Here is a 16,043-nt window from a genome sequence, read left to right on the forward strand (position 1 = left end):
CATCAACACCATGATTTATATAGGTAATGTCGAGTTCAGGACAGCGAAATCAGCGGGTTACTTGGGGAATACGGGCCCACTGGCTTCCCTGGGCCTTGTGCGCTGTCAACGCGTAACCATACCTGAAACGCTGAGTGTTTCTTAATTCCTTCCCGGACACTTCAGTTTCATCGCGAGCGAAGAAGTCCGGATGCACGCGCACGCGATAGATTTCGTTGCTCGGAAAGTCGAGTGATTTCAGTTCCAACGAAATGGTCTCCGCAAACCGTGATTTCTTCGGTTTGGAGACTACGGTGAACATGCCACCGTTAAAGATTCCCAGACCATGGTCATTGCGCTGGCACGCCAAGCGATCGCCAATCTCTGGCAGATCGCTAGTGCGCCCCAGCGCTCGACGAATTTCTTCGTTGTAGTGTCTGCGGGTGACGTTTCTACCGACCAGGAGCTGGTCCGCACAAAGGACTTCATCGATCTCAAGGCTCCCATCCGGCACCACACAGCTGCGTCCATATGAACCATACTTCAGCGGTTTGCCTTCGCGAATGTCAGTCGCTAGCCGCAGGATCGGGCTATCCTTGGCCTGACGGTGGATTTCGGTCAGCATTATGTCGGGCTCGGTGTTAGTGAAGAATCCGTCACCATTCACAGGAGGCAACTGAGCAGGGTCTCCCAACGCAAGAATAGGTGTGCCGAACGACATGAGGTCGAGCGCCAGATCATCGTCCACCATGGAGCATTCGTCGAGTACGATGAGGTCGGCATCTGCTGCCGCACTGTCCATATCAAGCCGGAAGCTGATTTTGCCATCCAGTCCCTTCTCTACCTGGTAGATCAAACTGTGAATTGTGGATGCGCCTTCACATCCATTGCGCTGCATCATCATGGCGGCCTTACCGGTGAAGGCTGCATAGACGACCTGTCTGTTCAGGCCAGCAGCCAAGTGTTTGGCGATGGTCGTCTTGCCGGTGCCGGCATACCCGAAGAGGCGGAAGACCTTGTCCGTCTGGGAGTCCTTCTTCAACCAGGATGCAACGCGGTCGAGTGCCGAAAGCTGCTGGCTGGACATGACAAAACGGGTGGCATTCATGTGTTTGTTTCCTTTTCAAGATGGGGAGCTCTCGCCCACCGGGCGCGGTTGGCAGGGGGATTGTTTCTCGGGGGCGGTCAGGCCAACTGTTTGTTCGCAAGAGCAGCGTTCGCAGGGCTGACTGTGTAATGCCCCCCTTGTTTCGGTTTGAACTTCAGGAGGGGTGTTCCGGAGGAAGCTAACAATTAGGGGAGCATTACATATCCGGGGGGAGTGTTCTGGTTTCCGGAGGGTGTAATACGTCCCTAATATTTTCTTCTTTCTTTTTACGCTGTGCTCGCAACACGGGGGGCATTACATGGCAACTTCCGGCGACGGAGCCGCATTGGCCTTAGATTTCATTGCACGCTGACGCGCGCGGTATTCGTTCACGCGCCTCCGATTTCCCCGCCTGTCAGCTTCGTCAATCGGATCAGCAAATCCCGTCTCGGAAAGTGACCTTGAAATAACTGACTGACGAGTCAGTTCGCATTCTTTACGCTGCTGACAGGAAGAACAGACAGGATTATCGGACACGACGATGCCAGGAACCCCAAAACAGCTCTGGTAGAAATCTTCCTTGCTCAGTGTCCGATAGTCGGTCTGTGTCAGGAGGCCGATGCCCATGTCCGCGCGTGCATTGCGTTCGGCATTTTCAGCTGCAGACCTTTCCAGGAAATCGCAACTGTCGATCCGAAAGTACTGGCGCTCGAAGACATGCTTTGCCACGAAGCTGTTTGTCGACATTGCGCCAGTTGAGACCATATCGATCAATTCAGAGCGAAACCGATGCTGTGCCGGAAGGCCCCGGTCAGAGTAATACGCATATTGGGGCATGCTTTTCATCCGGTTCAATTCCAGGCAATGGCGGTCGTTGTTCCAGAACTCCACTATCTTGGTCAGCCAGGCATCAAGTTTCTTCTCGTTGGGCCAAAGCTGATTAGGCTGCGGCGGTTGTCTATATCTGCGCGCGGCCGCAAATGTGAAAATGAACTCCAAGTAGGCAGGATAAGGCAAACCAATCTCGTCGGCTTTCTGGCGTGCGACGTAGAGCTGGGTCAGATGGGCGTTCCGTTTATGGAAATTCAGTTTGAAGCCGATCTTGATGTCGGCTGCGGTAGTGGCGTCGATGTTGGTGCGAAGATAATTTTTATAGGCCTCTATAAAGGACTTGTGGAACAGCCGGTTGGCATCCCAAGGCGTCAGAAAACGGTATTCTGGCCATTTATTCGGCATCAGCTCGGCTTCACGTGCGCGATACTTGGCGGGTATCAGGTTCAGAACGCGGTAGAGTTTGTTCAACCTGATGTCGTGTGCGGTTCTTGTCATTTGACATGTCTCCATCGTGCTGGGACCAGCCGTGCGGCTGAAATCCCAGTTTTTGGTTCGTATCTTGTTTTCAGGGAGGGTCTTGGGGGCGCGTCAGACGAGGTGTGTTTCTTCTGAACCCGCCTCCCAACGTCCATCTGTCCAGTGGCCCAGCTTCATGGCCGTGTCGCGCAGTTTGCGATACCTGCGGCGGGCCTGCTCGATCATGCGATAGTCGAGCCGATAATCTGGCGCTTCATAGTAACCGAGCCTCAAGCCTTCGATTTCGCGCATGAGATCACTTGCCCGCTTGTCGAGAAAGCGAGCCTGATCTTCACGAGGAAGACGATGAAGCTGAGCAAGTGAAGGCAGAGGAGGTATCCGGGGCGGAAGCATAGGAGCTTCGGTGGCCGAGCCAATCCCGTTAGTGTCAGCGTGTGTGATGTGGATCAGCTCGTGGTGCTCAAGGGTCTGCACCAGCTCATTGGCCATACCCAGAAGGCAGCGCACAAGCTCCGGCGCGTCTTTTTCACTATTAAGTTCATCGGCCATCCACTGGATCATGGAAAAGACCATGTCCTTGTCTATGAAATCGTGTTTGGCTCCGGAGAGAGACTTGCCATTGTTAATAGCGGAGGCATTAAGTGCGCAAACATCTACTGGTCCGCCAAGGCGGTTGGAGGTGGTGTCCATTTCGGCATCCTTATTTAGTGTGTGTTTAAGGCAATCCTCTGATTGCTTCCTTCATTATAGCGTTGAGGACGTCGGATTGCTGCGGATTGCTTCGATTTTCAAAATCTGATGGCCTTGCCCGGATTTAGTGGAGAGCGTTTAGCTCACTTTCCGGGCCTTTCTCTCGAATGCGATGGGGCTTTTCAATCCAGTGCTGAGTGCCGCCGTCGCGGATTGTAGAAGCCGTTGATGTATTGGAAGATGGCCAACCTGTGGTGCCTATGGCGTCGGTGAGCGTATACATTGCCTTGGTATGCGGAGCGACTGAAGCTGAATGTGGTGCCCGCCTCGGTGCCTAAGAGGCGGATCCCATTACCGGCACTTCCCGGCTGTCAAATTCGCGTGGCTTGCGCAGGGTGCAACTCCTGCGGCGTCTCTGCGCGCCTCGATATGGGGGAGTGAGATTTATGCTGGGACCACGGCGAGGAATGGCTCGACATCCCGGTAGGTCCCGCCGGTGCTAGACATGTGGAGCGAAGTCCTAGGTTTTTTCGATGGAGACGAGGGGGATGCACTCTGGCGCCGGGGTAGCTGGGCGTTTGGAAGCTCCTACGACCGCCAGAGCCGCAAAGTGCTCCCTGAATTTGCATAGAGCATTGGGTTGGAAAAGCTCAGTCGCTCTCGAACGGACAGTGGCCTAAACGAGAACGTGTAGCGGCATAAAACGGGACAAGTCTAAAGTGATTACATCGGTGCCCGGGCATTGCTGAGCGGCCTGCTTGGTGTTGTGATGCCTGCGGAAGACCAGGCCCCGCGCCTTATTGCAAGGGTTCGGACCTGGATCGGCAGCCATCCAGCATCCGGTCCAGCTCCCGGGCATGGATCGGCTTGCTCAGCACCGCGTCAAACCCTTCGCGCAGGAGGGCCGCGACCTGATCCGGCATGGTATGGGCGGTGACCGCAATGGCCGGTGTTGCGCTCTGGCCCTGGGCCCGGGTCTGCTTGCGGATCTCCTGCAGCGCCTCGATGCCGGACAGCCGGGGCATCGAAATATCCATCAACAGGCAGTCAAAGGCGCCGGGCTGCCAGGTGGCGACCGCCTCGGCCCCATCGTTGCACAGCACCACCTCATGGCCCATGCGGGTCAGCATCTTGTCGATGATCATCCGGTTGGTGGCATTGTCCTCGGCCACTAGGATGCGCAGGGGCTGCGCGGTGGTATGGTCCTTGCCGTCGGGCCTGGTCTTGCGCTCGGGGTCCCGGGATATGTCTGGCGCGGCGGTGGTCAAGCCCCGGTGCGGCAGCTCTTGCACGGCGGCGTCACCCGTGGACAGGGCGCCTTCCGGCGCCAGCGGCAGCGGCAGTTCTACGGTGACGGTGGTGCCCTGCCCGGGCGTGGACTTCATGTCGAGCCGCCCCTGCATCAGCGCCACCAGTTCCGAGACGATCGCCAGCCCCAGGCCGGTGCCGCCAAAGGCGCGGGTGGTGGAATTGTCGGCCTGTTCGAATTTGCCCTGGACCCGCTGCAGCGCTTCCTGGTTCATGCCGATGCCGCTGTCGCGGACCTCAAGGCGCAGGGCGCCCTCCTTGCTGATCCCGGCGGTCAACTGCACCTGGCCGGCTTGGGTGAACTTCAGCGCATTGCCGCAGAGGTTATGCAGGATCTGCCCGACCCGGCGGGCATCGCCCAGGCGCGGCTCTTCGGTGCCGGGCGCCAGCTCCAGCCTGAGGCATACGTCCTTGGCTTCGGCCACCACCCGATGCAGCGAGGCCACCTGCTGCAGCACCAAGGCGGGGGTAAAGGGCGCCTGGTCCAGCTCTTCCTTGCCGGCCTCGATCCGGGCCAGGTCCAGAATGTCGTTGAGGATCGACAGCAGCCCCTGCGCCGAGGTCTCTGCCGTTTCCAGCATTTCGGCCTGTTCGCCGTCCAGGGTGGTTTCCGACAGGAGCTGCAGCATGCCGAGGATGCCGTTCATCGGGGTGCGGATCTCGTGGCTCATATTGGCGAGGAAGGCGGATTTGGCGGCATTGGCGGCTTCGGCGCGGGCGCGGGCCTCGTCGAATTCGGTCACATCCACCCGCAGGCCCACCCGGCCCCCGTCGGGTGTGGCGCGTTCATAGATCTGCAGCACCCGCCCATTGCCGAGTCTCTGGCGCGTGGTGCTGCTTTCCTGGCGATGCTGCGCCAGCCGGCCGCGCAGCCATTCCTCTTCGCGGCCCTTGGCCTCTTCATATTGGCCATGCGCCAGCCCGTAGCGCAGCACGTCTTCAAAGCGGACGCCCTCCCGGATCACCGGGGCGCTGTCGGCGTAGATCTCGCGGTAGCGGGCATTGGCCAGCACCAGCCGGTCATCGGCATCGTAGAAGACCAGGCCGAAGCCTTCGGGCAGGGCCTCGATCGCGGTCACCAGCCGGGCATGGGCCATCTCGGCCGCCTGTTGGCTGGCATCGCGCTGGGTGGAATCCTCGACCATGGCCACGAACCAGGGCTGATCATCCATCATCAGCTGCAGGGTCACCTCGACCGGGTAGCAGCTGCCGTCCCGGCGCCGGTGGCGGGTCTTGAAGCGCAGGGTGCTTTGCGTGCCCGCGATCAGCGGCTGCACCATCTGCCGGAAGCTGTCCTCATCGTAATCGGGCTTGATATCCACCGGCGTCATCTGCGCCAGGTCCGCCATGCTGTAGCCGAGGTTGTCGCGCGCGCTCCGGTTCACCTCGGAGAAGGTCAGCGTCTCGGGATCGAAGATATAGATCTCGTGCAGGCTTTCCTCGATGATGCGGCCCAGCCGGGCACTGCGCATATTGTCTTCGGCGGCCTTCTTCAAAGGCGTGACATCGGTGTGGATCGCCACATAGCCTTCCAGCTGGCCATCGGGACCATGCAGCGGGGTGACATCCAGCACTTGCCAGTATTCCTCGCCCGAGCGGGTGCGGTTCAACAGTTCTGCGGTCACCGGTTCTTCGGCGGTCATGGCCCGGGTGATGCGGGCGGCGCCTTCGGGATCCATATGGGCGCTGTGCAGGATCTCGCTGGGCTTGCGGCCACGGGCCTCCTGAGCGCTGAACCCGGTGAGTGCCTCGCAGGCCGGGTTGATCCAGCGGATGCGCTGATCGGGGGTGCAGAAGATCACCGGGCTTTGCGTGGCCGCGGCCAGGCTGCGCAGGTGGCTGTAGAACCGGCGCCGCAGGAAGACCTGCGGCGGGGTCAGCTCCACCATATAGAGATCCGGACCCAGGGCGCTGATATGCCAGGTCTGCGTCCCTGGCCGCCCCGGCACCGTGCACTGCAGGGGGGGCATCTGCGGGCTCAGGGCCTTGCGGGAGATCGGTGGCGGCGAGAGGAATTCCGGACCTGCAGGGCCGTCGCGCAGCGGCACGGCCTGCCGGAAGGCGGCATTGGCCGCGACAAGGGCCAGCTCTGCGGTGATCAGCGCCATCGGAGCCTGCGCCGCCCCGATCAGGGCGATCAACCTGCTATCCATGTGGCTTTGCTCTGCCTTGGGCACTGGACACCTCGTTCAACTCTTAACTGACCCGGTCACACATGCCTGACCCGATCGCACCTGGCCTACCCATTCACATATGGCTCTGCTGGCCTGCAGGGCAACCGGCTGCCAGGAGCGCAGCCGACCGATGGGCACTGCCGAAAGGCACGTTAGCGACAAAACCTTAGCGGAGCCTTCAAATCAGAAGAAAAACCAGAACGGGAGTCTCAAGAGCGTTTCATGCGCCTGCACCGGGCGGACAGAACCTGCCTGCCTGCCCGTATTTGCCCCGTAGCGGCGCGGGAGAACAGGCAAATTATAGGTAAAAAGCAGGTGAGTTATAAAATAGTTTTAAACCTTGGGGCGATAGGCTCTGTCTGGTCAATTTGAGCGCGCCTGCATCCTCCGGCTGTTGGGAGGGGCAGTTGCGGCTTTCGGTTACGATCAACCTAGATACAGGTGGCAGAACATGACGCAGATGGCCTCTTCTGAAACGCAGCCCGCTTCGCGGCGGTTTCGTCCCTTGTCCAGCATCGGGGCCAAGCTGGTCCTGATCCTGCTGGCGATGGGCGGGGTCTCGGCCGGCGTCGGGGTGCTGGCCTTTCTGGTGTTTGGTCGCGTGTCGGATGAAATGTCGGTGCTGACCGGGGAGAAGCTGCCGCAGATGGAGGTCAGCGCCCGTCTGACCGAGGCCACCGGGCTGACCCGGACGGTGATGACCGATATCCTGCTGGTCGATGACGCGGGGGCGCTGGCCGGGGTCCGGGAGCGGGTCGATACCGCTGTCCGCCATCTGGGCGAAGGGGTCGCGGGGCTGCCGCCCGCGGTGCGCGCCGATTACGAGGTTCTGGCCGATGGGGCGGTGCAGGCGCTCAATGCGCTGATGGCAGCGCGGGCGACCACCTTTGACAGCGAGGCCCGGACCGCAGCGCAGATCGATGCGCTGCAGCTGCATGGGCAGGCGCTGCAGGTGCACCTGCTGGAGGCGGCAGAGCACGCCTATGCCGCGCTGTCGGATGGCGGCGAGAACACGATGGTCGCCCTGGAGGAGTCCCTGGCCGTTCTGGTGGAGGAGCATTTCACCAAGCTGCAGACCCTCTTGGAGGCCCAGGCGGAGATCAATCTCCTGTCCGGCGTGGCCATGGCCCTGGGCCAGACCCGGGAACCGGCGCTGAAGCGGGCCATGACGCAGATGGCCAAGGGCGCCAAGGCGGCGCTGGCCGATCTGCCCGAACGCCTGGTGGAGATGGAGGTGGATCCGGTCGAGGCGGGGATCGTCGAAGAGGCGCTGGTCGCCTTTGACCGCATGATGCGCGCGCGCCGCTCCGAGCAGAAAGAGCTGCGCCCGCTGGTTCTGGATCACCGCCAGGCCAGCGACAATGTGCTGATGAAGGCGATCGAGGATATGATCTTCGTGTTGGAAATCGTTGCCGAGGAAACCGCCGAGGAAAGCCGCGATGCGGTGCAAAGCCTCCTGGATAATGAAATCGGTGTGCTGAACCACCTTCTGGAGATGAACACCCAGGTCAATGCCCTGCAGCTGGCCGCCCTGCAGGTGCTGGCGGCCGACACCGTTCCCGAACTGCGCACGGCAGCAGATCCGTTGCAGGCGGCGGCCGAGGCCTTGCTGGCCTTCAGCGCCGACGAGGGTGAGGTGATCGCCAAGGATCTGGAGAAGATCGCCGAGGATGTGAACCCCGAAACCGGGCTGGCCGCCTCGCGCATTGCCACCATCAACGCGCGGGCGGAAACAGTGGCCGCCTCAAGCCAGGCGGCCGAGGCCGTGGCCACGATCGCCCGGCGCGCGACCGCGCTCAACGTGGACAACCAGGCCGCCATTGCCGAGATGGCCGCCTCGGTGTCGCGGGAGGTGAAGGCCTCGCAGATCCAGATGCAGAGCCTGCTTGTGGTCTCTGTCGTGGTGCTGCTGGCGGCGCTGCTGCTGACCCGGATCCTGATCACCCGCCCCCTGGCGCGGATCAGCGAAACCACCGAGAACCTGGCAGGCGGCGACATGAGCCCGGTTGCAGGCTTTGACCGTTCCAGTTCGGAAATCCGCCGCATCGCCCGGGCGCTGTCGGTGTTCCGCGACGGGCTGGTGGAAAAGGAAGAGATTTCAAAGGCGGCCGAGGCCGAGCGCCAGCAGAACCTGGCCCAGCAGCGGGCCGCGGTCAATGCCATCGGCGAGGGGTTGGAGCGGCTGGCCGAGGGGGATCTGACCGCGCGCATCACCGTCCCGATGAGCGAGGGCTATGCCAAGCTGCGCGCCGATTTCAACGCTGCCTTGGAGGCGCTGGAAGACTCCATGCACAGCCTCAGCCAGAGCGGCCAGTCCACCGCCAGTGGCACCACCGAGATTTCCGGCGCCGCCCGCGATCTGTCGGCCCGGTCGGAACATTCGGCGCAGACCCTGGCCACGACCGCGGCGGCGCTCAACCAGCTGACGGTCTCGGTGGACAGCACCGCGCGCGCCTCCGGAGAGGCGTCGGCCTCGGTGGAGACCGCCCATCGCAATGCCCGCGAAAGCCTGGAGGTGGTGCAGCGCACCTTTGCGGCGATGGAGGCAATCAAGGAAAGTGCCGCGAAGATTTCCCAGATCATCGGCCTCATCGACAGCATCGCCCAGCAGACCAATCTCCTGGCGCTCAATGCCGGGGTGGAAGCGGCCCGGGCCGGCTCTGTCGGCAAGGGGTTTGCCGTGGTCGCCTCCGAGGTGCGCAGCCTGGCGCATCGCTCGAAGGAGGCCGCGACCGAGATCGCCGAACTGGTCGCCGAAAGCCAGGAACATGTGGATATGGGCGCCGAACTGGTCGAACGCACCGGCGAGGTGATCAACGAGATCTCGCAATCGGTCTCGGGCGCGGCGGATCTGATGCAGAATATTTCCCGCGCCTCGGCCGAGCAGTCCAGCAACCTGCAGGAGGTCAATGGCGCGGTGGCCAATCTCGATGATGCCACCACCAAGAATGCCGCCCTTTTTGAAGAGGTGACCTCAGCCTCCATTGCCCTGTCGCAAGAGGCCCAGGCCATGGCGGCGGCGCTGGAGCGTTTCCGCACCGGCGGCGGCGCCGCAGCGGAAGACATGCCGGACGAGGCGCCGCGCCTATCGGCCTGATCCTGTCGGCCTGATCCCAAGTTCAGGCCTGGGCGGGTGATCAGGCGGTGGCGGCTTCGACGGCTTCGACCACCTGATCCACGGTCCGCTCAAGCAGCGCATCATCCTCGCATTCGGCCATCACCCGGATCAGCGGCTCGGTGCCGGATTTGCGGATGAGCAGCCGCCCCTGCCCGGCCAGCGCGGCCTCGGCCTCGCGGATTGCCGCCTTGACCGATGCCGTCTCAAGCGGGGTCTGACCGGCGCCAAAGCGCACGTTCTTCAAAAGCTGCGGCACGGGGTCGAACTGGCGCACCAGTTCGGAGGCCGGCCGCCCCGTCTGCACCATGGCCGCCAGCACATGCAGCCCTGCCATCAGCCCGTCGCCGGTGGTGGCGTAATCGCTCATCACGATATGGCCGGATTGTTCGCCGCCCAGGTTGAAGCCGCCCGCGCGCATGGCTTCGACCACGTAACGGTCGCCGACGGCGGTGCGCTCCAGCCTCAGGCCCTGCCCCTCCAGGAAGCGTTCCAGCCCGAGGTTCGACATCACCGTCGCCACCAGGGCGCCGCCCGCCAGCTGCTCGGCCTCGGCCCAGCGGACCGCCAGAAGCGCCATCAGCTGATCGCCATCGGCAATGGCGCCGTTTTCATCGATCACGATCACCCGGTCCGCATCGCCATCCAGGCAGATCCCCACATCGGCGCCATGGGCCACCACCATTTCGGCCGCCGCCTGCGGCTGGGTGGAGCCGCAGCCGCGGTTGATATTGGTGCCATCGGGGGAGATGCCCATGGGGATCACCTCGGCGCCCAGCTCCCAGAGGATTTCCGGCGCAGCGCGGTGGGCGGCGCCATGGGCGCAATCCACCACCACCTTGAGGCCATCGAGGCGAATGTCGCGCGGCAGCGAGGATTTCACCCGCTCGCCATAGCGAAAGCGCGCATCGTCAATGCGCTTGGCGCGGCCGATATTGCTCGCCCGGGCCGGCTCCACCCCGGTCTCGATCAGGGCTTCGATCTCCAGTTCGGCCTGATCCGACAGCTTGAAGCCGTCGGGGCCGAAGAACTTGATCCCGTTATCCTCGGCCGGGTTGTGGCTGGCTGAGATCATCACGCCGAGATCGGCGCGCATCGAGCGCGTCATCAGCCCCACCGCCGGGGTCGGCACCGGCCCCAGCAACAGCACGTTCATGCCGGTCGAGGTGAGGCCCGCGGTCAGCGCGCTTTCGAACATATAGCCCGACAGGCGGGTGTCCTTGCCGATCACCACCCGGTGCACCCCGCCGGCCTCGCGGCGGAAGTAGCGCCCGACGGCGGCGCCGATGCGCAGCGCCATATCGGCGGTCATCGGATAGGTGTTGGCGGTGCCGCGCACCCCGTCGGTGCCAAAGAACTTGCGCATGTTTTGTTCGTCTTTCCGTCAGGACGCCCCCGCTCCGGCGCAGCCTCTAGAGGCGCAGGTCCGAGTCTTCGGGGGGCAGGATGTATTTCAGATCATAAAGCAGCGCGCCCGGGGTGCCATAGGCGCGGAGGGCCTTGGCGCCCATCTGCCGGAAGGCGTCATGAGCCACCGCCAGCAGGATGCCTTCATAGGCGGCCATGCCGGGGCGCTCGACCAGGGTGATCCCATATTCCAAGAGCGCTTCTTCGGGGTCGGCATGGGGATCGTGCACCTCAACGATGAGGCCGAATTCCTCAAGCGTGCGCACCACGTCGATGACGCGGGTGTTGCGCAGATCGGGGCAGTTCTCCTTGAAGGTCAGCCCCATCACCAAGACCCGGGCACCCGCCACCGGCAACCTGCGGCGCAGCATCGCCTTGACCATCTCGCCGGCCACATAGGCGCCCATGCCATCGTTGAGCCGCCGCCCTGCCAGCAGGATCTCGGGATGGTAGCCCAGGCTTTCGGCTTTGTGGGTCAGGTAATAGGGATCGACCCCGATACAGTGCCCGCCCACCAGGCCGGGGCGGAAGTTGAGGAAATTCCACTTGCTGCCGGCCGCGTCCAGCACCGCCTCGGTGTCGATCCCCATGCGGTTGAAGATCATCGCCAGCTCGTTCACCAGGGCGATATTGATGTCGCGCTGGCTGTTCTCGATCACCTTGGCGGCCTCGGCCACCCGGATCGAGGGGGCCGGATGGGTGCCCGCCCGCACCACCTGGCGGTAGAGCGCATCGACCTTTGCTGCCACCTCGGGCGTCGAGCCGGAGGTCACCTTGACGATATCGGCCAGGCGCCGCGCCTTGTCACCGGGGTTGATCCGTTCGGGAGAATAGCCGACGTGGAAATCTGCATTGAAGACCAGCCCGGAGGCGGCTTCCAGCACCGGCACGCAGTCTTCCTCGGTGGCGCCGGGGTAGACGGTGCTTTCGTAGATCACCAGATCGCCGGGTTTTAGCACGCGGCCAACGGTGTCCGAGGCGCGCAGCAGCGGTGTCAGATCCGGGCGGTGGCTGGCATCCACCGGGGTCGGCACGGTGATGATATAGATCGAGCAACCGGCGATTTCGGTGGGATCGGCGGTAAAGCCCAGCTGATCGGCGCCCGCCAGTTCCTCGGCGCCGGTCTCCCGGGTCCGGTCGTGGCCCTGGCGCAGCTCATCGATGCGGCTGGCGTCGATGTCAAAGCCTAAGGTCGGGCGCAGCCCGCCAAAGGCCACCGCCAGCGGCAAGCCCACATAGCCCAGGCCGATCACGCAAATCCGCGCCTCTGACACGGTCATGTCGGATTGCTCATGGCCGGAGCACTCATGCGGGGGGTCCTTTCCTCTGCGGCGCCCTGGCGGTCAGGGGCCTTGGGGCCGTCTGACCTTCGGCTATAAACCGCGGCGCAGGGTGCTTCAACAGAAAGGCACCGGCGCCGCAAAGGGCTGCCGAAAAGAAAAAGCGGACCCGAAAGAGCCCGCTTCTTCAATGTCATTCGGCCTGAAACCGATCACCCCCAAAAGGGCGGTGCACCAAGCTTAGTTGTTGGTGGTTGTGGTGGTTGTGGTGGTGGTGGTGTCGTCGTCATTGGTGACAACGCCAACCACGACAGCTGCCGCGATAACGCCAGCTGCGATACCAGCTGCGCCGAGACCACCGCCGAGACCTGCTGCGCCTACGCCATTACCGGCACCACCAGCGCCTGCTGCGGGTGCGGCCTGTGCGGACAGGGAGGTTGCGGCCATGGTGGCCAGGGCAAATGCTGCGAAGAACTGTTTCATGATCCAAACTCCTATGGAGACCTTTGAGGGTGACCCTATGCCAGAGGAAGTTTCATTTCAACGAAAGGAAAGCCAATAACCTGTCGAAAAATACATTTTTTTTGACCGTTGCGCGAAAACCGCGCGTGGGTCCCCAAGTCGGGCCTCTGGTTGGGGGAAAATGGCGAAGAATCGCTCAAAGTGTCAACTGGCGGATGCGCATATATCCGATGGTGGGACCGGCCCATTGGCGCGATTGCCACAGATGGCCGCTGCGGGAATCAACCCAGTAGTCGTTGACCACCAGGCCAGATTCGCTTTCGCAGTGCTCCTGCAGGTGGCGGGTCTGATAGGTCAGCTCGACGATCTCGATGGTTTCCGGTCCCAGATCCGAGACCGTGCAGGCCAGGGTGAAGACTTCGGAGCGGTTGTCGAGGGCGGCAATTTCATAGCGCCGCGCCCCCTGCCCCCGGGGGCCCATCCTGCCGCCCGTTTCCGTGACCAGCGTCGAGGCGGACAGCATGTCGTTGCGCAGCCCGCGGGTGGCGGTCAGCACGCCTTCGCGCAGGGCCAGGGTCACCGAATCCTCGGTCACCCAAAGGGTCAGGGTGCCGGGGGTGCTGTCCTGTTTCACCAGCAAGGGGCGCAGATAGGCCAGCAGGTCGCTGTCCTCGACCCGGACCTCGATATAGGTGTCATCCAGACTGTCGAGCAGTGCCCGGGTCACCGGCGGGCGCTCTGGCTTGTCCTTGAGCCGCAGCTTCACCTGATCGCGCACGGTCTTCAGGATCTCCAGCTCAAGCCCGGCTTCCTGCTGACCACCGGTGCAGGCGGCCAGGGCAAAAACAGCGGCGACCGCGCCAAGGCTGTTGCGCAGAGCGCGGCGGATGCGTGGTGCGATCATTCCCAGGCCCTCGCCCGTTGTGCCGTCAGGCTGCTGCGATGCGCGTCGCGCACATCGCCGTAAAGCCCGCCGACGCCGCCGACCCGCTGGCCGCCGTCACGCTGGATCGGGCGGATGGTCAGCCCGTAGGCGTTGCGGCTTTCCTTGCCGATCAGCCAGCCCAGCGGGATGCGGAAATAGAAGCCCTTGTCAAAGGAGCCTTCGCCGAAATCCGCCGCCGAGACATTGGTGCGGGTGAAGAAGCCACCGACCTTGAAGCCGTTTTCGAATTCGCGGAACAGGCTGAAGGTGGCGCCGTAATCCCCGGCCAGGTAGCGGCCCACATCGACCTGCGCCTGGTAGTTCCCGCCCAGCTCCAGATAGGCCGAGGCATGGCCGGTGAAGGTCTTGTAATCGCGGAAGGAAAACCGCTGATCGTAATCGCGCTGGATGACGTAATTGGTCTCCAGCCCCAGCGCCAGCGGGCTGGAGACCGGTTTCCACAGCACCTCGCCCGAGATACCGCCATACATGGCCTCGAACAGGCCGGCACGCAGCCGGGCATAGAAATTATGCCGGGGCTGCCAGCTGCGATCCACATAGAGGCTTTCCAGGGTGGTGCCGTGCTGGGCGTAAAAGGACTGGTCGGTGCGCACATGGGGCAGCACCGAGTTCGAGGCGCGCCCGTCCTGCACATTGCCCCAGACCCGCTGGCGGATGGTCCCGGAGATGCGCCAGCCCGGTGTCGGCGCATAAGAGGCGGAAAGATCCACGCCCAGATCCATCCGGAAGGGCCGCGACGGGTCGAAATAGGCGGGATCCGCATAGGGGCTGATGGAATGGGAAAAGGCCGGATACAGCTCGCCCGAGAAGATCGCCGTCTCGGGCAGCGGCCCGGCAGCCGTCACGGCTGTGACCGCGGCCAGACCGTCCACCGCCTCGGGGGCGAATTCCAGATCCTCCAGGTCGCTGCGGCGCACCACCGTGGCCGACAGCCCCATGCCCGAGCGCACCGGGATGATGCGGAAGGTCTCGACCGAGGGCGGCAGCGCCCGCGCCATGGTGCGCGCCACCCGGCCCACCGCGATGGCATAGGAGCGATAGCGCGGGTTGCGGAAGCGCACCTCGGCCTCGGTGCCCTTGAGGTCGATCGCCTCCAGCACCAGCCCGTGCGACTTCAGGTCCTCGGCGACCAGGTCACGCACCTCGACCCGCTTGTTCTGGCTTTGCGCCCAGTCCTGGCTCCAGTGGGCCTCTTCGGTGGCCCATTGGCTGCGCGGCACGATGGGCGCCGGGGCGGGCACCTGTGTCGGCACCATCGGATGGCGCGGCTTCAGCTGGAACTGGGCGGTGACGCCGAATTCTGAGCCATAAAGATAATAGGCGCCGATCCGGGTGGTCGGGGATCTCTGGTACTCCAGGCCCAGGTTCACCTGCGACTTGCGCTCAAAGACATTGGAGGCCCGGGTCTCGGTGCGATAGGCGTCCGAGGAGTATTCCGCCTTGAAGGACCAGCGTTCATTGGCCTGCCATTCGACCCCGGCAAAGGGGGCAAAATCGCCCCGGAACCACTGGTCATAGGAAAGCTGCCCGCCGGTGCTGCCGCCGACAAAGCTGGGGCGGTTGCCGCCGGTCTTGCCGATCGCGCCATGAGAGCCAAGCCGCCCCCAGCCAAGCCCCGCCGTGATCTTCAACTGGCCGGGCACACGCCCCGCCGCGCCGCCAAAGCGCAAGGGCGGCGTTTCGATCCGCTTGGTGGCCACCAGATATTCCGCCGCATAGACCCCGGTGCCGGCAAAATCCTGCAGCCCCATGGTCAGCTCGGGCAGGTAGCGCCGCTCGCGCAGCAGCCGGAAGCGCACGTCGAAACCGCGGTCGTAATAGGTGCTGAAGCCAAAGAGGTTCAGATTGCGGATACCGTTGTAGCGGAAGGAGGCCGAAAGCCAGGGCAGCGCCTGGAAGGTCAGGTTGTAGCGGCTCTGGCCGCCGAACCAGGACAGGGTGGTGGCGAAATGCCCGTCCGGCAGCATCTCGGCGCTTGGCATGTCGATCAGACCGGGGGTGCCGTAGAAGTTCAGCCCCGGTGTGGGTGGCGGCGTCAGGCTGGGCGCCTCATGGGCGCCAACCCTTGCGGCGCTGGCAAACCCGTCGGCGCCGGGCGCGGATTGCGCCTGCGCGGCCCCGCCCGCAAGGAATGGCATCAAGAGCAGGCCAAGGAACAGCCCGCCTGCGCGGCGCCAAAACATATGTCTTCGAAAAGGGGCCACGGCGGTCCTGACTGTCTGAAAAATCCCTGTCTGCGCCGGTTAGATCACAGAAACCGGCGCTGGATCAACGCCCAGATGAC

Annotated in this window: 10 protein-coding genes and 1 pseudogene; 1 reads left to right on the forward strand and 10 read right to left on the reverse strand. The window is 63.2% G+C overall.

The window, feature by feature from the left end:
• Positions 1 to 49: 49 nt before the first annotated feature.
• The 5 genes and pseudogenes from PXK01_RS13590 to PXK01_RS13605 form a co-directional block, all read right to left on the reverse strand.
• A complete protein-coding gene (locus PXK01_RS13590) occupies positions 50 to 1,087 on the reverse strand; it encodes an ATP-dependent DNA helicase (protein WP_274860493.1) in 1,038 nt (345 codons plus the stop codon).
• Positions 1,088 to 1,381: 294 nt separating this feature from the next.
• Complete coding sequence (locus PXK01_RS13595) at positions 1,382 to 2,395, reverse strand: hypothetical protein (protein ID WP_274860494.1); 1,014 nt, start codon at positions 2,393 to 2,395, stop codon at positions 1,382 to 1,384.
• 93 nt (positions 2,396 to 2,488) lie between these two features.
• Positions 2,489 to 3,067 carry a hypothetical protein gene (locus tag PXK01_RS13600; protein ID WP_274860495.1) on the reverse strand — a complete coding sequence of 193 codons (579 nt, stop codon included), beginning with the start codon at positions 3,065 to 3,067 and terminating at the stop codon, positions 2,489 to 2,491.
• Between the two features lie 138 nt (positions 3,068 to 3,205).
• Positions 3,206 to 3,327: pseudogene (locus PXK01_RS22000) on the reverse strand (IS3 family transposase); the annotation flags it as partial.
• Positions 3,328 to 3,864: 537 nt separating this feature from the next.
• A complete protein-coding gene (locus tag PXK01_RS13605; protein WP_274860496.1) occupies positions 3,865 to 6,528 on the reverse strand; it encodes a PAS domain S-box protein in 2,664 nt (887 codons plus the stop codon).
• 472 nt (positions 6,529 to 7,000) lie between these two features.
• Here PXK01_RS13605 and PXK01_RS13610 point away from each other — a divergent pair, with 472 nt between their 5' ends.
• Positions 7,001 to 9,646 carry a methyl-accepting chemotaxis protein gene (locus PXK01_RS13610; RefSeq protein ID WP_274860497.1) on the forward strand — a complete coding sequence of 882 codons (2,646 nt, stop codon included), beginning with the start codon at positions 7,001 to 7,003 and terminating at the stop codon, positions 9,644 to 9,646.
• Positions 9,647 to 9,686: 40 nt separating this feature from the next.
• Here the strand turns inward: PXK01_RS13610 and glmM are convergent, their stop codons facing one another.
• The 5 genes from glmM to PXK01_RS13635 all read right to left on the reverse strand — a co-directional run bounded on the left by glmM (position 9,687) and on the right by PXK01_RS13635 (position 15,942).
• Positions 9,687 to 11,030, reverse strand: a complete 1,344-nt coding sequence (gene glmM, locus PXK01_RS13615; RefSeq protein ID WP_274860498.1) for a phosphoglucosamine mutase — start codon at positions 11,028 to 11,030, stop codon at positions 9,687 to 9,689.
• 46 nt (positions 11,031 to 11,076) lie between these two features.
• On the reverse strand, positions 11,077 to 12,351 hold the full coding sequence (locus PXK01_RS13620) for a nucleotide sugar dehydrogenase (RefSeq protein ID WP_274860499.1): 1,275 nt from the start codon (positions 12,349 to 12,351) through the stop codon (positions 11,077 to 11,079).
• 240 nt (positions 12,352 to 12,591) lie between these two features.
• Positions 12,592 to 12,834: a hypothetical protein gene (locus PXK01_RS13625; protein ID WP_274860500.1), complete on the reverse strand. Its 243-nt coding sequence runs from the start codon at positions 12,832 to 12,834 to the stop codon at positions 12,592 to 12,594.
• Positions 12,835 to 13,009: 175 nt separating this feature from the next.
• Positions 13,010 to 13,717 carry a YjbF family lipoprotein gene (locus PXK01_RS13630; protein WP_274849560.1) on the reverse strand — a complete coding sequence of 236 codons (708 nt, stop codon included), beginning with the start codon at positions 13,715 to 13,717 and terminating at the stop codon, positions 13,010 to 13,012.
• Positions 13,714 to 15,942, reverse strand: coding sequence for a YjbH domain-containing protein (locus PXK01_RS13635; protein ID WP_274860501.1), 2,229 nt, complete (start codon positions 15,940 to 15,942; stop codon positions 13,714 to 13,716). Before PXK01_RS13635 ends, PXK01_RS13630 begins: the two co-directional genes overlap by 4 nt.
• Positions 15,943 to 16,043 lie beyond the last annotated feature (101 nt).

The organism is Phaeobacter sp. PT47_59 (genome assembly GCF_028890025.1).
GTDB lineage: Bacteria > Pseudomonadota > Alphaproteobacteria > Rhodobacterales > Rhodobacteraceae > Phycobacter.

Excerpts from the sequence above, each read along its gene's own strand:
- PXK01_RS13610 (WP_274860497.1), top strand. The coding sequence starts at position 7,001 with ATGACGCAGATGGCCTCTTCTGAAACGCAGCCCGCTTCGCGGCGGTTT.
- PXK01_RS13600 (WP_274860495.1), bottom strand. The coding sequence starts at position 3,067 with ATGGACACCACCTCCAACCGCCTTGGCGGACCAGTAGATGTTTGCGCA.
- PXK01_RS13630 (WP_274849560.1), bottom strand. The coding sequence starts at position 13,717 with ATGATCGCACCACGCATCCGCCGCGCTCTGCGCAACAGCCTTGGCGCG.
- PXK01_RS13635 (WP_274860501.1), bottom strand. The coding sequence starts at position 15,942 with ATGTTTTGGCGCCGCGCAGGCGGGCTGTTCCTTGGCCTGCTCTTGATG.
- PXK01_RS13625 (WP_274860500.1), bottom strand. The coding sequence starts at position 12,834 with ATGAAACAGTTCTTCGCAGCATTTGCCCTGGCCACCATGGCCGCAACC.
- glmM (WP_274860498.1), bottom strand. The coding sequence starts at position 11,030 with ATGCGCAAGTTCTTTGGCACCGACGGGGTGCGCGGCACCGCCAACACC.
- PXK01_RS13595 (WP_274860494.1), bottom strand. The coding sequence starts at position 2,395 with ATGACAAGAACCGCACACGACATCAGGTTGAACAAACTCTACCGCGTT.
- PXK01_RS13590 (WP_274860493.1), bottom strand. The coding sequence starts at position 1,087 with ATGAATGCCACCCGTTTTGTCATGTCCAGCCAGCAGCTTTCGGCACTC.
- PXK01_RS13605 (WP_274860496.1), bottom strand. The coding sequence starts at position 6,528 with ATGGATAGCAGGTTGATCGCCCTGATCGGGGCGGCGCAGGCTCCGATG.
- PXK01_RS13620 (WP_274860499.1), bottom strand. The coding sequence starts at position 12,351 with ATGACCGTGTCAGAGGCGCGGATTTGCGTGATCGGCCTGGGCTATGTG.